Raw genomic sequence first — 16,021 nt, 5'->3', positions numbered from 1 at the left:
CTTCCTTCGTGGGGAGGGGGCGCCTGGGCTTGGACGGCGCCGGTACTCCGATACGTCGGCCGCGGCCCGTCCGCGGTTCCGCGCTGTGACATGGCCGACATCCGGGAACCCCGGCGGGGTGCGGGACGACGTGAGACAGCGTGTGTTTCGTGCGAACCCTGCGCCGCCGGTCCACCGCGGCGATCCTGTGCGCCGTCGCGGTGGCCGCGCTCGCGGGCTGCGGTCGACCGGCCGAGCAGGCCCCCGCCGACCAGCCCGCGACCGCCGCGCCCACCGGCTATCCGCTCACCCTCGACAACTGCGGGCACGCGCTGACCTTCCAGCGGCCACCGCAGCGGGTGGTGCTGCTCAACGGCGCGTCGGTGGCCGAGGCGGAAAGCTTCGTGACCCTGGGACTCGCCGACCGCATCGTGGCCAGCAGCCAGCACTTCGGGGTCTCCGACCAGTCCGGCATGGCCGAGGCGGTGAACGCGCTCCCCAGTGCCGGATTGCGCCGAGACGACAGCGCCGAATTCTCCCGCGAGCAGATTCTCGCGCTGCATCCGGATCTGGTGATCTCGACCTGGGCGGGCGGCTTCGACGATCGCACCGGCCCGATCGGTCGGGACGCGTTGAACCGGGCCGGAATTCCCGCCTTCGTCACCCCGTCCAATTGCGCGCTCGGCGACCCGAACGCCAGCGAAGCCGCGCGCCGGGACCTGGCGCGGCAGTCGGTGAGCTCCTCGGACGAATTGCTGCTGACCCTCGGCCGCATCTTCGACGTGCAGCAGCGCGCCGCCGATTACGTCAATGCCCAGCGCGCCCGCATCGCCGCGGTCACCGCGCGCGTCGCCGACCGCCCGCGACCCACGGTGCTGCTGGTGTATCCGGGCATGTCCGCGATGAACAGCAACGGCCTGCCCGCCGTGTTCGGCGGCGGCATCTACGACGACATCATCGCCAAGGCGGGCGGCCGGAACGCCTTCGCGGGCAAGACCTCCGACGAACTGGCCCAGATCAATGCCGAGGCCCTCGCCTCGGCCCCGGTCGACCTGGTCGTCATCGGCCGCTACCGTCCCGACGAGGACGCCGATCGGATGGCGAGCGAGCTGTTCGCCCGCTTCCCCGCCTGGCCCGCCGCCCGCACCCACCGCTATCTCACCCTGTCCGACTCCCCCTACCTCGGCCCGCTCAACGCCACCGCCGTGGAAAAGATCGCCGATGCCCTCGCCCACCCGCAGTGAGGCTCGCGATACTCCGGTCGAAACCGCCGCGACCCCCCGGCGTTTCGACGGGCGGCTGGTGAGCCGGATCGGTGTGCCGGTGCTGCTGGCGCTGGCGCTGGGCGCGGCGATGGTGATGGCGATCGGGTTCGGCACCGTCGCGGTCGCACCGCCGACGGTGCTGCGAGTCGTGCTGGCGCACACCGTCGGTGGTGCGGGCACGGACCCGCTGTCCGACCAGATCGTGTGGCAGTTCCGCGCACCCCGGGTGGTGCTGGCCGCCCTGGTCGGCGCCGCGCTCGGACTGGCGGGGGCCTGCCTGCAGACCCTGGTGCGCAATCCACTGGCCGATCCCTATCTATTCGGGGTCACCTCCGGGGCCTCCCTCGGGGCGGTGCTGGCGATGACCGGAATCGTCTGGGTGACGGGCACTCTCGGCGTCACCGGCTGCGCCTTCGTCGGGGCCATGCTCAGCCTGCTCGTCGTGTTCGTCCTCGCCCAGCGCGGCGGGCAGGTGCGCGGCGCGGATCTGGTGCTGGCGGCCATCGCGGTGTCGTATCTGGGCACGGCCGTCACCAGCTATCTGCAGCTGCGGGCCAAACCCGCCGAACTGCGCGGGGTGATGTTCTGGCTGCTCGGCTCGCTGTCCTCGGCCGACTGGAACGATCTGATCGCCCCGGCCGTGGCCGTCGCGGCGGCGCTGCTGGTGCTGCCCGCCCGCGCGCAGGCCATGAACGCGCTGACCCTGGGCGACGACACCACCGCCGGTCTGGGGGTACATCCGAATCGGTTGCGGCTGTTGCTGTTACTGGTGTCCGCGCTGCTGACCGCCACCGCGGTCGCCGTCGCCGGGGGCATCGGCTTCGTCGGCCTGATCGTCCCCAATGCCGCCCGCCTGCTGGCCGGGCCCGACCACCGCCGCACCCTGCCGATCGTCACCCTCGGCGGCGCGCTGTTTTTGGTCCTGGTCGACCTCGCGGCCCGAACCGTCGACCGCCCCAACGAAATTCCCATCGGGATCATCACCGCCGTCCTCGGCGCACCCGCCTTCCTCGTCCTGCTGCGCCGCCGCCGAGAGGTCGCCTCGTGAGAATCGTCGTCGACGGACTCGGCGTGGAACTGACCGGCACGCCGGTGCTGACCGAGATCGACCTCATTATCGAGCCGGGCTCGTTCACCGGCCTGGCCGGACCCAACGGCTCGGGCAAGAGCACCCTGCTGCGCTGCCTGTACCGCGCCCTGCGTCCCACCGCGGGCGTGGTTCGCATCGGAGCCGACGACGTGTGGCGCACCGGCACTCGCCGAGCGGGCCGCCGCACCGCGGTCGTCGCCCAGGACCACGGTCTCGAGCACGCCTTCACCGTGCTGGAAACCGTTGCCATGGGCCGCATTCCGCATCAGGACCGCTTCGGCCGCGAACGCGACCACGACCGCGAGATCGTGCGCGCGGCCCTCGACCGGGTCGGTTTGGGCTGGGCCGCCGAGCGCCGCTTCGCCGCCCTGTCCGGCGGCGAACGCCAGCGCGTTTTGCTCGCCCGCGCCCTGGCCCAGCAGACCCCCGTCCTGCTCCTGGACGAGCTGACCAACCACCTCGATCCGGGCGCACAGCTCGAATTGCTCACCCTGGTCCGGGAACTGGGTCTCACCACGATCGCGGCGCTGCACGACCTCGATCATGCCCTGGCCTACTGCGACGCCCTGGTCCTGCTGCACGACGGCCGCGTCGCCGCCACCGGCGCCCCCGCCGACGTCCTGACCCCCGACCGCATCGCCGCCATCTTCGGCATGCGCAGCGCCATCGTGCCGCACCCGCTCACCGGCCGCCCGCACCTGGTGACCGCGCTGCCCGAACAGCACCGACCGGAAACCACTCACCGGACACATCGCTGACCGCGCCGCCCGTGCGGTGCTAAGCCTCGAAGGGTGGATCGAGAGCCAAACCCATTGCCCTACGAGACGTTACGGCTGAGCGTGCACGAGCGCGTCGCCACCATCACCCTGCACCGCCCCGAGCGCCGCAATGCCTACACCCGCCGCATGGGCAGCGAACTGTCCCTGGCCTATCGGCGCTGCGATGCCGACGACGACATTCGCGCCATCGTCCTCACCGGCACCCCACCCGCCTTCTGCGCCGGGGCCGACCTCACCGCCGGTGAGCGGACCTTCACCGACCCGGGACAGGACTTCAGCGCCGAGGGGGCCGACCCGCCCGCCTGGCGGCTCCGCAAGCCGGTGATCGCCGCGGTGAACGGCCACGCGCTGGGGATCGGGCTCACCCTCGCGCTGCAATGCGACCTGTGCATCATGGCAGTCGATGCCAATTACGGTGTGGTGCAGGTGCGCCGGGGCATGGTCGGCGACGGGTACTCGCATTGGATCTTGCCGCGGTTGATCGGGATGTCGCGGGCCGCTTACCTGCTACTGACCGGTGCCACCATCGACGGCCGCCGCGCCTACCAGCTGGGCCTGTGCCACGAGGCACTGCCCGCCGAACAGGTCCTCGACGCGGCGCTGGGCCTGGCCCGCGCTATCGCCGAGCACACCGCGCCGGTCGCGGTCGCGACAAGTAAGCGGATGCTGTGGTCGTCGTTCGAATACGACGCCGCGACCGTCGGCGCGCTCGAGACCGAGGCACATGTGGCGCTCATGGGCCACGACGATGCCCGCGAGGCCATGCGCGCCTACCTGCGGCGCCGGACCCCCGCGTGGACGGGACGGCCCAGCCAACTGCCCGCCCTCGATGTCAACGCCGGGCGCGCGGCGAATGGCGCAGCGCCGCAACCAGATCGGTGAGCTGCGGCGCGGGCGGAGCGTAGCCGGGAAAGTAGACGCACACCCGCTGCGCCACCGCGCCGAACCGTGCCACGATCTGCGCCGCGCACTGCTCCGGCGTCCCGCGCACCGCGATCGCCGCGAGGAGTGCGTCGTCGACCAACTCGCTCATCGCCGCCACCGCACCGCGTTTGGACAAATCGTTGAGCCGCGGCCGCAGCTCCGCCCGCCCCTCCACCTCCAGCACCGGCGCGTACGCCGGGGTCGAGCCGTAGAACGCGATCAGCCGCCGCACCCCCGCCTCGGCCCGCTGCCGCTCGCCCTCGGTGCGCCACATCGCCGCCATCACCTGCGGCACGATTTCCAGATCCGCCGCCGCGCGGCCCGCGCGCGCCAGGCCCTCGGCCACCGCGGGCAGGGTGCGCTCGCGGAAATGCCGCTCGCTGTTGAACGGCATCACCAGCAGCCCGTCGGCGACCCGCGCCGCGGTGCGCACCATGCGCGGGCCCAGCCCGCCCATCAGCACCGGCGCGATACCGTGCGGATTCGGGCCCGGATCGAAGGTCGGCGGCATGAGGGTGTGGCGGGTGAACTCGCCGCGGAAGTTCAGCGGGGTCCGCTCCTGCCAGGCGGTCAGAATGGTCTTCACCGCGGTCACGAATTCACCCAGGCGCGCCGCGGGCCGCGACCAGCTCGCGCCGTACCGATTCTCGATATGCGGGCGGATCTGCGAACCCAGCCCCAGCCGGAACCGCCCGCCGCTGAGCAGGTGCAGATCGTAGGCCATATGCGCGACGTGCAGCGGACTGCGTGGAAAGGCCACGGCCACATTGGTCGTCAGCTGCACCGGTACCGTCGGCGCGACCGCCGCCAGCGAGACGAAGACGTCGTGGGCGCCCTCGAAGGTGAACAACCCGTCCACGCCCGACGCCGTCAACTCCCGCGCCCGCTCGATCACCCGGTCCGGCCGCGCGTCCAGCTGAATATCGATCCGCATCCACCTACGCAATCACGCCCGCACACCGCCCGGCGCACGGTGGTTCCGGCCAGTGGGACCTGCTTCTTCGGCGCGCAGGCGGGTATGGGAAGGGCATGGCGATCTCTCTGCACCGGGCGGTGCGCACCCCACTGCTGTATTTCTTCATCCTCGGGGATGTGCTCGGCGCCGGGGTGTACATCCTGGTCGGGCAGGTGGCCCGGGCATCGGGCGGGGCGGTGTGGTTGCCGCTGCTGGTAGCGCTGGTGATGGCCGCGCTGACCGCGGCGTCGTACGCCGAACTGGCGACGAAGTATCCGCGCGCGGGCGGGTCGGCGCACTATGTGACCCGGGCGCTGGGACCGGCCGCCGGATCGGTGATCGGCTGCTGCATGCTCGCGGCCGGGGTGGTGTCGGTGGGCGCGCTGGCCCGCGGTTTCGCCGGTGACTATCTGCGCGCCCTGGTCGAACTGCCCACGATCGCGGTGATCGTGGTGTTCCTCGCGGTGCTCGCGCTGCTCAATGTCAGCGGCATCAAACAATCGCTGGGCGCCAATGTGGTCGCCACCGTGATCGAACTGAGCGGTCTGCTGCTGATCATCGGGCTGGGCGGCTGGGTGCTGCTGCGCGGCGACGGTGATCCGAGCCGACTCACTCACATCGGCACCGCCGAGCACGGCGTCATCGGCGCGACTCTCGCCGGGGCGGTGCTGGCCTTCTACTCCTTCGTCGGTTTCGAGACCTCGGCCAATCTCGCCGAGGAGGTGCGTGATCCGCGCCGGTCCTATCCGCGGGCGCTGTTCGGGGCGCTGCTCACCGCCGGGGTGGTCTACCTGCTGATCGGCATCGTCACCAGTGCCGATGTGCCCACCGACCGGCTGGCCGAATCGAGCGGGCCGCTGCTCGAGGTGGTGCGGACGGCCGGGGGCGTGCCCGATCGGCTGTTCAGCGTCATCGCCCTGGTAGCCGTGGCCAATGGTGCGCTGCTGACCGGGATCATGTCCTCGCGGCTGGCCTATGGCATGGCCCGCGACGGGCTGCTGCCGCCGGTGCTGTCACGCCTGCTGCCCGGCCGCCGCACCCCCTGGGTCGCGATCGCCGCCACCACCGCGGTCTCGCTCGCCCTCGCCCTCACCGGCGAGGTCGACGCGCTCGCCGAAACCCTGGTGCTGTTGCTGCTCATCGTCTTCACCGCCGTCAACGCCACCGTCCTGCTGCTGCGCCGCGAGTCCGGCGACGCCCCCGATCACTTCCGCGTCCCCTGGCCCGTCCCCTGCCTGGCCCTGGTGTCGTGCCTGTTCCTGTTCACCCGCATCGAGGCCGGGATCTGGTTGCGCGGCGGCATACTCGTCGGCCTCGGCCTGCTGCTCGCCGCGGTCAATATCGTCCGCCGCAGGCGGCACACTCCCGGCGAGATGCAACCCACGAGCGCCTGAAGCGCTCAGCGATCGACGAGGTGCGCGGTCGGCTCGTGCCGGTCGACCGCCGACGGCGCGAACCACGTCAGGTAGAACGTGTAGCCGAGGGCCGCAAGCGAACCCATGATCACCAGTCCGAACAGCAGCGGGTGGGTCGCCATCGGCACCGCCAGGAATCGGATGCACAGCAGCGTCCCGGCGAACAGGACCGCACCCATCGCCACCACCCGCACCCGGGCCCGGTCCCAGCCGCGATCCGGATCGCGCAGCGCCGATTCCACCGTCAGACCCAGCGCCGCGCCCACCACCAGATCGATGCCGTAGTGCGCGCCCAGGCCCAGCGTCGCCACCAGCGTGCACACCAGCCAGAACGCCCCGCCCCAACGCAGCCACCACGGCCCGCGCCGGGAATGGATGAACAGTGACAGCGCCCACGCGGTATGCAGCGAGGGCATGCAGTTGCGCGGGGTGATCGCGTCGAAAGCCAACGGCCCCACCGCCGTCGGCGCGGCCGGGACGATATTCGGCCACACGTCGGCGATCTGGAAGCCGTGTCCCTCCGGGCCGTACGCCAGCACCGGGCCGACCACCGGAAAGACCACATACCAGATCGGTCCCACCAGTCCGAGGGTCAGAAATGTCCGGACCAGATGGTGCCGCGGCCACACCCCCGCGGCGACCCCGCGCAACTGCCAGCACGCCACCACCATGGCCGCCACCGGCAATTCGAAATACACCCACCGCACCACGCCCAGCGCCACCGGTCCGGCCGCGGCCAACCACTGGCCGACCAGCCACGACGGATTGCCCAGCGCATGATCGGCGGCCTGCACATACGCGTCGAGCACCGTCGGGCACGCCCAGGCGGTGATGTCGAGCCAGATCTCGCTGACCTTGGTGGCGAGAATCAGCAGCGCCCCGATGCCGATGGTGCGCAACGCCGTTCGCCGCCGCTCCCCCGCCCAGCGCAGCACCACGACCACCGCCAACGCGGTCAGCACCAGCGTCGGCCCATTGCCCACGGTGAATTTGTGCCCCCCGACCGCACGCGCCGCCACGAACACCAGATCGATCCCGACCGCGGCCGCCCCCGCCACGATCCGCTCGCGGGTGCGCAGTCCGACCAGCGCCAGCCCGAATCCGGCCCACGAGGTGGTCGCCGACTTCGGCGATCCGGCGAAATCGCGGGCCAGACTCGTCAACGGCCCCAACGCCCCGATGTGCGCGGCCATCAATTCCCCGCCGACGAGCGCCACCACCGCCGCCGCCCCGGCGCACCACCACAGCACCATCCGCCATCGACGTCCACCGGGTCCCTCACCAACCACCGGATCGGCCGCGGGCGTCGAGCCCCCTTGCACGTCGTCCACAAGCATTGGGACATCGTAAACACGATGTGAACGAGAACCGTCCACCGAATGATCTTGTCGGTCTCGCCCACTGGAACCGGCCCGTGCGCCGCGCCGCCCGAGCGCGGGTGGCGCCCCGCTAGCTGGAGGTCGCCGACATGTCGAACGGCGACTGCGGCAGCACCGTGCCGGTCTCGAGCAGCGATTTGAGATTGGCCAGCACGGCCGGCCAGCCGTGCGCGATCCCCTGGTACATCTCGTCGTTCGGCAGGTTCTCGTGGGTGACGGTGAGCCGGACGATGTCGAGGTGGGGCTCGATCCGGAAGGTGACGATCGAGCGCTCCCGGTCCAGATGCGGGGAATCCTCGAAGGTGAGCACCAGCCGATTCGGCGGCTCGGATTCGAGCACCTTCCCGACCACGTCGACCACCCCCGAGCCGTCGACGCGTCGATGCTCCCAGTCCGAACCCGGTTGCCAGTCCGACACATTCGCGTTGCCCCAGTAGCGCGCGCTCAGATCGGCATCGGTCAGCGCCTGCCACACCTGCTCGGCGGTGGCGCGAATGTAGGTGACGTAGACGTAGGTGGGGATCGCTGTTTTCATGGCCAACTCCTCTGCCCGGGATTTGATGCCGCCGATGATGTCCAGCCGCGGCCTGTCGAACACCGAGATCCAGCGCTGTTCGATGTCGTGGATCGGTGCGGGATTGATGTAGTGCACCCGCTCGCGCCCGCGCCGCAGCACGGTGACGAGTCCGGCCCGCTCGAGGATGTCGAGGTGCTGGGTCAGCGACTGCCGCGCCATCGCCACACGCTCACACAGCTCGCGCAGGGTCTGCCCGTTGTGCTCGCGCAGGCGATCGAGCAGCAGCCGCCGGGTCGGGTCGGCCAGGGCCTTGAAGACCGCGTCCATATCCGTTTCGGGTGACACCACCAAATCATGCAGGTATTTACCTGCATAAGTCAACGGGCAAACGAGAAAGCCCCGGGCCGCGGCCGTGCGAGGCCGTCGGACCCGGGGCGTGCCCGAGATCGGTGCGGGTCAGCTGACGAAGGGCAGGTATCCCGGATAGACGAAATTGGCGCCGCCGTTGAGCTGCTGCCAGCCGACAATCGCCGGGAAGTTGACCGGCAGCTGCTTCAGCTGGTGCGGGTTGCCGTTGTGATCGGCCTGCCAGCACTGCATGATCACGCCGTGGAAGGCGGTGCAGACCACGCGGGTGCTGTTGCCGTAGGGCGAGGTGAGGCGGTAGCTGGTGTCGAGCGGATTCCAGTAGGCCGGATTGTCCGGCGTCAGAAAGCCTTTCGCGTCGAATACCGACACCGGGCTGTTGGGCTGCTGTACCGGCCATTCGTCGGCGGCCGCGGTACCCGCGCCCGCCACCATCACGGTGGCCGTCGCCGCCGCGGCGGCCGCTCCCAGGGCCACCCGTCGGGCGAACGTCATGTTCTTCACCTTTGGCACCACCCTTTCGATCGACACTGACGAACTCTTCCGACATCGTCGGCACCCGGGGGGTTCGTTACAGGACGCCAGCGGCGCGGCGACCCCGTAGGGGCACAGGAAGCGGGGGCTACCGGCGTCAATCCCGCTTTCCTAGCGTGCACCTATGCACCGGACAGTCACGCGCGTCGCCCTTACCCTGGTGGCCTCGGCCGCCACCCTGTTCGCCCTGGCGGCCCCGGCCCAGGCCGCCCGAACCACCTTCTCCACAACGACTCTCACCAGCGGACCGTGTGTCGGCCGCCAGGACATCACGGCGAGCACGTCGCCCGAATATCCCGATTCGGTCGGATTCGCCTGGCATATGCCCACGGTCGTGTCGGGTCTGCCGATCGCCTGCTCGGCCCGGATGACCCTGCGCTGGCACAACACCACCACCGGCGCCTCGGGCGCCGATTCCTTCGACATCTCCTTCGCCCCGAACAGTTGCGATGTCATGATCTGCATCGCCTACACCGCCAAGACGGGGCCGGGCCGGATCACCGCCGAACTGACCTCGAACCGCCCGCATCAGGCGGGTAAGACCGAGATCACCGTCCCGTAAGACCGATCGGTCCGCCCCCGGCGGTAGCGTGAAACCCCATGAGCACGCCGGGAATCGATCTGCGGGACCACCTGAGCGCCGAGGACGCGTTCGCGCGGGGCGCCGCCCTGCGCGAACGGACGCCGTTCGTCTGCCGCGATCGCGCGGCCGCCGGTCCGCGTCGGCCCGATGTGCTCGACTTCTTGGCCGCCACCAACGCCGACCGGCTGGCGCATCTGGTTCCGCTGCGGATGGGCCGAATGGCCGCCTCGCCCTACGCATTCTTCCGCGGGGCGGCCGGGCTCATGGCCGCCGATCTCGCCGACGCCCCGGTCAGCGGCCCGCTCGCCCAGTTGTGCGGCGACGCGCACGCCGCGAACTTCGGCCTCTACGGCACCCCGCGCGGCGAAATCATCATGGATATCAATGATTTCGACGACACCATCGCCGGGCCGTGGGAGTGGGATCTGGAGCGGCTCGCGGCCAGCCTGGTGCTGGCCGGACGCGAGGGCGCCTCCTCGGCCGCGGACTGCTTCGCCGCCGCCCGCGATGCCGCGACCTCCTACCGCACCGCCGTGGTGCGGCTGGCCGAACAGCCGTTCCTGGCCTCGTGGAATGCGCTGCCCGACGAGTCGGTGATCGCGCACTCGCGCGCCAACGCGCTGCTCGACGATTTCCGCCGGGCGGCCAAGAAGGCCCGCCGCAACACCAGCGCCCGGGTGGCGCGCAAGTGGACCGAACACCTCGAGGATCACGAAACCGGTATCCGCCAGCGGCGTTTCGTCAGCGATCCGCCGATCCTGACCCCGGTCGAGGATGCGGTCGAGGCGGCCGTGATCGACGGCCTGCACGCCTACGCCGACACCCTGATCGGCTCGCGGGGCAATCTGCTGGCCCGATTCACCGTCTCCGACATCGCCTTTCGCATCGTCGGCACCGGCAGCGTGGGATTGCGCAGCTATCTGGCGCTGCTGCACGGCAATGGCGAGGAGGTGCTGGTGCTACAGGTCAAACAGGCCGCCCCGTCCGCGCTGGCGCCCTTCGTCGCCGCCGCTGCCCCGCGCCACGAGGGCGAGCGCATCGTGCGCGGCGCGCGGCTGGTGCAGGCCGAGAGCGATATGTTGCTGGGCTGGACCACGATTCGCGTCGATGGCGGGGAGCACCCGTTCATCGTGCGGCAGTTCCGCAATCTCAAGGGCGGCATCGACCCCTCCGAACTCGAGCCCGAGGACCTCGACGACTACGGCCGACTCGCCGGGTCGCTGCTGGCCCGCGCGCACGCGCGCTCGGCCGATCCGCGCGTGCTGGCGGGCTATCTCGCCGACGCCGACGAATTCGACGACGCGGTGGCGCGTTTCGCGGTCCGCTACGCCGATCGCACCGAGGCCGACCATGCGACTCTGGTGGCGGCCGTCCGCGCCGGGCGCATCGCCGCGGAGCCCGACGGCGACTGAACCGCCCGCGCGCCACCGCTATCGCAGCGCGCCCACGATCAGATCGGTCAGCGCCGTGACCGCCTCCTCGACGGTCGTGCGGCCGCGATTGAGTTCGTCCGCGATCGCCTCGGCCGCGCCGAACACCCCCACGCAGCGCAGTCGCAGCGCCGCGGGGCCGAGCGCGGTGTGCGGCGCGAACGCGGCGGCCACCATATCTGCGTAGCTGTCGTACATCTCCCGCTGCACCGCCTCCATCTCCGGATCACCCTTCAGCGCGGCCGAAATCGCGGTGAACTCCGGCATATCGGTGGCGCAGGCGAAGTAGGCGGCACTGGTGGCGCGGGCGATCGCGCCCGGATCGGGCCCGGCCGCGCGCAGCGCCCGCGCCGAGGCCCCCCGATGCCGTTCGTCCAGCCGCCGATACAGCGCCAGCAACAGCCCGGGCCGGGTGCCGAAGTGGTCGTAGACGACGGGCCTGCTCACCCCGGCGGCCTCGGCGAGGGTGACCAGGGTCAGCGCGTCGGCGCCGTGCGTGCGCACGATCGCCAGGGCGGCGTCGAGCAGTTGCTCGCGCCGGGCCGGTTTGGACAGGCGAACCGGTGTCGTCATCGAACCTCCCTTGCGGTACCGCCCCAGCTTAGCTACAAAGTGTAGGCTACAAAGTGTAGGTATAGCGATCGGAGTGAAAGTCATGGCGGCACAACCGAAATCGGTATTGATTCTGGGTGGTTCGGGTCAGGCGGGGGCGGGAGCCGCGCATATGCTGCGGCGGTGGCACCCGAGCCTGCCGCTGACCCTCGCGGGGCGCGATCGCTCGCGATTGCGGCGGGTGGCCGAAGAACTCGGCGATGCCGAGACGGTGACGATCGATCTGGATCGCGACGATCTCGGCCTGACCGAGCACGAGCACACGGCGGTCGTGGCGGCCCTGTGGGACCGGCGGCTGCGGGGCCTGCGCTATGCGCAGCGGCACGGACTGCCGTATCTGAGCATCTCCAGCGGACTGGCCGAAATCGGCCCCGAGGTCATCGCGGGCGCGCAACGGCCCTCGGCCGCACCGATTCTCCTCGCCAGCCACTTCTTCGCGGGTCTGGCCACCCTGGCGGTCCTGCACGAGGCCGCGCGGTTCGCTCGGGTCGACAGCGTCCGCGTCAGCGCCATCCTGGACGAGACCGACACCGGCGGGCCCGCCGGATTGGCCGATGTGCAGCGTCTGATGGCCGCGGGTGACGCTGCGCTCGTGCGCCGAGACGGCGTGTTCACCTGGCTGCCCGCGGCCGAGGCACAGGTCCGGGTGCGCGGCATGGACGGCGTCGAGCTGGCCGGCCAGAGTATCGCCGTTCCCGATGTGCCCAGTGTCGCCCTGGCCGCCGATGCGGCGAACGTCCGTTTCGATTGGGCCATCGGCGAATCCGGGGGCCGCCGCCGCGGCGGATCCCCGACGGCGGAGATCGCCATCGACCTCGAGGGCGTGGACCGGTCGGGCGCGCCGCGGCGGGTGACCCGCTATGTCGTGCACCCGGACGGGCAGCGGCCGCTGACCGCGCTCGGTATCGCCCTGGGCGTCGAACGACTGCTCGGGCTGCGCGGCGAGCTCGTCGCACCCGGCATCCACACCCCGGAGTCGCTGATCGATCCGACGCACGCGGTCGAGCGGATGCGCGAGATCGGGACCGTTTTCGCCGACGCCTGAGGCGACCCAGAGTCAGAACCCGCACCCCTAAGGGGTTTCCCGCCCAGCGGGTTCCGCGCCCCGGCGCGGGGCGGGTCCGCAGATAATGATTCCGACAGCCCCCACCACCCGAAAAATCAAGGAACGAACGGTGGAACGTCGAACATTTCTGCGCGCAGCGGTCATCGGCGCCGGTACCTCGGTAGCCCTCGGATTCAGCATCACAACCCAGGCGCTGGGCTATCCCGCCCGCGCCGGGGACAGCCCCTACGGACCCCTCCAACCGGCCGACGCCAACGGGATCATGCTTCCCAGCGGCTTCACCAGCCGGGTCATCGCCCGCACCGGCACCAAGGTGCCCGGGACGGCCTACACCTGGCACGGCGCCCCGGACGGCGGCGCCTGCTTCGCCGACGGATCCGGCTGGATCTACGTCTCCAATTCCGAAATCGGCTTCGGCGGTGGCGGAGTCGGCGCGGTGCGCTTCGCCGCCGACGGCCAGATCATCGGCGCGTACTCGATCCTGTCCGGCACCAACCGCAACTGCGCGGGCGGTGCGACGCCCTGGCAGACCTGGCTGTCGTGCGAGGAGGTCGACCGCGGCTACGTCTACGAGACCTACCCGGCGGGCGGCAGGCAGGCCGTACGGCGTCCGGCGCTGGGCCGGTTCAATCACGAGGCCGCCGCGGCCGATCCGGATCGCCGCGTCGTCTACCTCACCGAGGACGAATCCGACGGCTGCTTCTATCGATTCATCCCGACCACCTGGGGCGACCTGTCCGCAGGCAAGCTGCAGGTGCTCATCGATGCGGGGCAGGGCGCGGTGGGGTGGGCCGACGTGCCCGATCCCGACGGCAGCCCCACCCGCACCCGCCGCCAGGTCGCCGCGGCGCGCAAGTTCAACGGCGGTGAGGGCTGCTACTACCGCGCGGGCACCTGCTTCTTCACCACCAAGGGCGACAACCGGGTCTGGGCCTACGACGCGGCGGCCAATACCCTCGCCATCGCCTACGACGACGACCTGACCGCGAACGCCCCGCTCACCGGCGTGGACAACATCACCGGCAGCGCGAGCGGGGATCTGTTCGTGGCCGAGGACGGCGGCAATATGGAGGTCTGCCTCATCACCCCCGACGATATCGTCGCCCCGTTCCTGCGGGTGAACGGCCAGTCGCGCTCCGAATTGTGCGGCGTCGCCCTCGATCCCGCGGGCAGGCGGCTGTACTTCTCCTCCCAGCGCGGCACCACCGGATCCAGCAGCGGCGGCATCACCTACGAGGTGACCGGGCCCTTCCGCTGAGACCATGCCGGGCGGTCCGGAACCCCTACGCGGTGTTCCGGCACCCCTGATTTCGTCCCGCCCCGAACCCCTACTGGTGTGCAATCACAGTACGGGCCTGGTGAGTTCTCACCGAGATGGCTTGTACCGCAATTCATTACGACCCCTGGATGCCCCTGCTCCGGGTGTCATTCGCGAAAAGGTTGTGCACCATGGGCATGCAACGCTCCTCAGCCCGACGCCGCTGGCGCGCGGTGACCGCGCCAGCGGTGTTCCTCGTTCTGGCCCTGGCGGCCGGGGCGCCCGTCGCCGCCGCACCCGCACCGCCGGGTGCGCCCGCACCGCCCACGCCGGGCTCCGACGGACTCGGCGATCCCTACTACCCCAAGGACGGCAATGGCGGCTACGACGCCCTGCACTACGACGTCGCCATCGATTACGACCCGCCCAGCCGCCGCCTGACCGGGAAGACCACCATCACCGCCAAGGCCACCCAGGACCTGTCGGCATTCAACCTCGACTTCGCCGGTCCCCCGGTCAAGGCCGTCACCGTCAACGGCGTCACGGCCCGCTTCGCGCGGCAGGGCGAGCACGAACTCGTCGTCACCCCGGCCGCGGCACTGCCGTTGAACCAGCAGTTCACGGTGGTCGTCGACTATCAGGGCACCGCCCAGAACACCCAGGGCAACGGCTGGACGATCTCCCCCAGCGGCGGTGCGTTCGCGGCGGGTGAACCCCATTCGGCGACAACGTGGTACCCGCTCAACGACACCCCGCTGGACAAGGTCACCTTCACCGTGCGCGCGACCGTGCCCACCGGCTGGGGCGTGGTCTCCAACGGCATCCAGACCTCCGACACCCCCGCCGGATCCGGTAAGCACACCGTGGTCTGGGAGCACAAGAATCCGATCATCGGCTATCTCACGACGATCGGAATCGACAAGTTCAAACCCCTGACCCAGCGGCGCTCCGACGGCACGCCGCTGCTGAGCTATTTCGCGCCCGGTGCGGAGAACAAGCAGAGCCTCGAGCGGCGACTGCCGCAGGTGCTCGATGTCGTGGAGCAGGTGTACGGCAAGTATCCGTTCGAATCCGGTGGCGGCCTGTACGTCAGCACCAATCTGAATTTCGCGCTCGAGACCCAGACCAGACCCATTTACGCGCCCTGGGTGGATCTGAACACCGTGGTCCACGAGCAGGGACATCAGTGGTGGGGCAACGCGGTGTCGATCAAGCAGTGGAAGGACATCTGCATCAACGAATGCTTCGCCAGCTACACCGCGGATTTCCTGTGGCCGGAGAAGGCGGGCAACCAGAATCCCGACCAGATCTATCGCAACGCCCTGGCGGCCGCCGATCGGGCCAACGTCTGGCGCACACCGCTGTATGATCCGGGCAGAGGCAACGAATTCACCGTGGTCTACACCCGCGGACCGCTGTTCCTGCACGCCCTGCGCCGCTATGTCGGTGACAACGTCTTCTACCCCGCACTGAAGGATTTCCTGGCCAAATACAAATATGCCAACGCCTCGATCCCGGATTTCCGGGAATTCGTCCAGTCCCGCACCACCAAGAACCTGACCGGCTTCTTCAACGCCTGGCTCAACGGCAGGCAGCGGCCCGCCGACGAATATCTGTTCCCCGGCAGTCTGAGCGCCGGTCCCAGGTCCATGCAGGAGGAGCAGCTGCCCGGCGAGTGGGCGAACTGGCCACTGGGACAGGGTGATCGCAAGGGTCGGAGGTGACGCACCCGGGTAGACCAGTGATATGGCCGACCCCGGCGGGTGCCCTGCGCCGCGGTCGGCCTTTGCGCCGAACGGCCCCGCGACAACCCGCTCCGTTGCTATCGTTTTCGCCCATATCGGACCCGCGCGGTGATCGACACCGCGC

15 protein-coding genes are annotated in these 16,021 nt (G+C 70.2%); 10 read left to right on the top strand and 5 right to left on the bottom strand.

What is annotated here, in order from left to right:
• The first annotated feature begins 149 nt into the window (after positions 1-149).
• Genes NDR87_RS00540 through NDR87_RS00525 form a run of 4 tightly spaced genes read left to right on the top strand, consistent with a single transcriptional unit; the run spans position 150 to position 3,995 of the window.
• A complete protein-coding gene (locus NDR87_RS00540; RefSeq protein ID WP_251909349.1) occupies positions 150-1,223 on the top strand; it encodes an ABC transporter substrate-binding protein in 1,074 nt (357 codons plus the stop codon).
• A complete protein-coding gene (locus NDR87_RS00535; protein WP_251909350.1) occupies positions 1,201-2,292 on the top strand; it encodes an iron ABC transporter permease in 1,092 nt (363 codons plus the stop codon). Before NDR87_RS00540 ends, NDR87_RS00535 begins: the two co-directional genes overlap by 23 nt.
• Positions 2,289-3,092, top strand: a complete 804-nt coding sequence (locus NDR87_RS00530; RefSeq protein ID WP_251909351.1) for an ABC transporter ATP-binding protein — start codon at positions 2,289-2,291, stop codon at positions 3,090-3,092. The genes NDR87_RS00535 and NDR87_RS00530 overlap by 4 nt, the downstream gene beginning before the upstream one ends.
• Before the next feature lie 33 nt (positions 3,093-3,125).
• Positions 3,126-3,995, top strand: coding sequence for an enoyl-CoA hydratase/isomerase family protein (locus tag NDR87_RS00525; RefSeq protein ID WP_251909352.1), 870 nt, complete (start codon positions 3,126-3,128; stop codon positions 3,993-3,995).
• On the opposite strand, the gene NDR87_RS00520 is transcribed toward NDR87_RS00525, so the two are convergent.
• Positions 3,946-4,971, bottom strand: coding sequence for a TIGR03617 family F420-dependent LLM class oxidoreductase (locus NDR87_RS00520; protein ID WP_251909353.1), 1,026 nt, complete (start codon positions 4,969-4,971; stop codon positions 3,946-3,948). The genes NDR87_RS00525 and NDR87_RS00520 overlap by 50 nt on opposite strands.
• 95 nt (positions 4,972-5,066) lie before the next feature.
• Between NDR87_RS00520 and NDR87_RS00515 the strand changes: the two genes are divergently transcribed.
• Positions 5,067-6,386 (top strand): APC family permease, encoded by a 1,320-nt coding sequence (locus NDR87_RS00515; RefSeq protein ID WP_251909354.1) that lies wholly within the window; start codon positions 5,067-5,069, stop codon positions 6,384-6,386.
• 5 nt (positions 6,387-6,391) lie between these two features.
• Here NDR87_RS00515 and NDR87_RS00510 read toward each other — a convergent pair whose 3' ends face one another.
• The 3 genes from NDR87_RS00510 to NDR87_RS00500 all read right to left on the bottom strand — a co-directional run bounded on the left by NDR87_RS00510 (position 6,392) and on the right by NDR87_RS00500 (position 9,164).
• Positions 6,392-7,744, bottom strand: a complete 1,353-nt coding sequence (locus tag NDR87_RS00510; protein ID WP_251909355.1) for a phosphatase PAP2 family protein — start codon at positions 7,742-7,744, stop codon at positions 6,392-6,394.
• A gap of 112 nt (positions 7,745-7,856) precedes the next feature.
• The gene (locus NDR87_RS00505; RefSeq protein WP_251909522.1) at positions 7,857-8,630 is read right to left on the bottom strand and encodes a metalloregulator ArsR/SmtB family transcription factor; all 774 of its coding nucleotides are present in this window, start codon (positions 8,628-8,630) and stop codon (positions 7,857-7,859) included.
• 129 nt (positions 8,631-8,759) lie between these two features.
• Complete coding sequence (locus tag NDR87_RS00500; RefSeq protein WP_251909356.1) at positions 8,760-9,164, bottom strand: hypothetical protein; 405 nt, start codon at positions 9,162-9,164, stop codon at positions 8,760-8,762.
• 163 nt (positions 9,165-9,327) lie between these two features.
• Here NDR87_RS00500 and NDR87_RS00495 point away from each other — a divergent pair, with 163 nt between their 5' ends.
• Together NDR87_RS00495 and NDR87_RS00490 are read left to right on the top strand one after the other, a co-directional pair.
• Positions 9,328-9,765, top strand: coding sequence for a hypothetical protein (locus NDR87_RS00495; RefSeq protein WP_251909357.1), 438 nt, complete (start codon positions 9,328-9,330; stop codon positions 9,763-9,765).
• A 38-nt stretch (positions 9,766-9,803) separates the two neighbouring features.
• Positions 9,804-11,198 carry a DUF2252 domain-containing protein gene (locus NDR87_RS00490; protein WP_251909358.1) on the top strand — a complete coding sequence of 465 codons (1,395 nt, stop codon included), beginning with the start codon at positions 9,804-9,806 and terminating at the stop codon, positions 11,196-11,198.
• Positions 11,199-11,216: 18 nt separating this feature from the next.
• Here NDR87_RS00490 and NDR87_RS00485 read toward each other — a convergent pair whose 3' ends face one another.
• The gene (locus NDR87_RS00485; protein WP_251909359.1) at positions 11,217-11,789 is read right to left on the bottom strand and encodes a TetR/AcrR family transcriptional regulator; all 573 of its coding nucleotides are present in this window, start codon (positions 11,787-11,789) and stop codon (positions 11,217-11,219) included.
• A gap of 82 nt (positions 11,790-11,871) precedes the next feature.
• Between NDR87_RS00485 and NDR87_RS00480 the strand changes: the two genes are divergently transcribed.
• The 3 genes from NDR87_RS00480 (at position 11,872) to NDR87_RS00470 (ending at position 15,876) form a co-directional block, all read left to right on the top strand.
• A complete protein-coding gene (locus NDR87_RS00480; RefSeq protein WP_251909360.1) occupies positions 11,872-12,873 on the top strand; it encodes a saccharopine dehydrogenase in 1,002 nt (333 codons plus the stop codon).
• 130 nt (positions 12,874-13,003) lie between these two features.
• Complete coding sequence (locus tag NDR87_RS00475) at positions 13,004-14,152, top strand: alkaline phosphatase PhoX (RefSeq protein ID WP_251909361.1); 1,149 nt, start codon at positions 13,004-13,006, stop codon at positions 14,150-14,152.
• Between the two features lie 191 nt (positions 14,153-14,343).
• Positions 14,344-15,876, top strand: a complete 1,533-nt coding sequence (locus NDR87_RS00470; RefSeq protein ID WP_251909362.1) for a M1 family metallopeptidase — start codon at positions 14,344-14,346, stop codon at positions 15,874-15,876.
• The last annotated feature ends 145 nt before the right edge of the window (positions 15,877-16,021 follow it).

Origin of the sequence: Nocardia sp. CDC159 (assembly GCF_023740735.1) — a bacterium.
Taxonomy (GTDB): domain Bacteria; phylum Actinomycetota; class Actinomycetes; order Mycobacteriales; family Mycobacteriaceae; genus Nocardia; species Nocardia pulmonis.
The sequence above is the reverse complement of the archived record's forward strand: the minus strand, read 5'-3'. Positions and strand labels throughout refer to the sequence as shown.

What these genes read in the sequence shown, in the direction of transcription:
- NDR87_RS00510 (WP_251909355.1), bottom strand. Translation starts at nt 7,744, where the DNA reads ATGCTTGTGGACGACGTGCAAGGGGGCTCGACGCCCGCGGCCGATCCG.
- NDR87_RS00470 (WP_251909362.1), top strand. Translation starts at nt 14,344, where the DNA reads ATGGGCATGCAACGCTCCTCAGCCCGACGCCGCTGGCGCGCGGTGACC.
- NDR87_RS00520 (WP_251909353.1), bottom strand. Translation starts at nt 4,971, where the DNA reads ATGCGGATCGATATTCAGCTGGACGCGCGGCCGGACCGGGTGATCGAG.
- NDR87_RS00500 (WP_251909356.1), bottom strand. Translation starts at nt 9,164, where the DNA reads ATGACGTTCGCCCGACGGGTGGCCCTGGGAGCGGCCGCCGCGGCGGCG.
- NDR87_RS00490 (WP_251909358.1), top strand. Translation starts at nt 9,804, where the DNA reads ATGAGCACGCCGGGAATCGATCTGCGGGACCACCTGAGCGCCGAGGAC.
- NDR87_RS00495 (WP_251909357.1), top strand. Translation starts at nt 9,328, where the DNA reads ATGCACCGGACAGTCACGCGCGTCGCCCTTACCCTGGTGGCCTCGGCC.
- NDR87_RS00505 (WP_251909522.1), bottom strand. Translation starts at nt 8,630, where the DNA reads ATGGACGCGGTCTTCAAGGCCCTGGCCGACCCGACCCGGCGGCTGCTG.
- NDR87_RS00485 (WP_251909359.1), bottom strand. Translation starts at nt 11,789, where the DNA reads ATGACGACACCGGTTCGCCTGTCCAAACCGGCCCGGCGCGAGCAACTG.
- NDR87_RS00480 (WP_251909360.1), top strand. Translation starts at nt 11,872, where the DNA reads ATGGCGGCACAACCGAAATCGGTATTGATTCTGGGTGGTTCGGGTCAG.
- NDR87_RS00515 (WP_251909354.1), top strand. Translation starts at nt 5,067, where the DNA reads ATGGCGATCTCTCTGCACCGGGCGGTGCGCACCCCACTGCTGTATTTC.
- NDR87_RS00535 (WP_251909350.1), top strand. Translation starts at nt 1,201, where the DNA reads ATGCCCTCGCCCACCCGCAGTGAGGCTCGCGATACTCCGGTCGAAACC.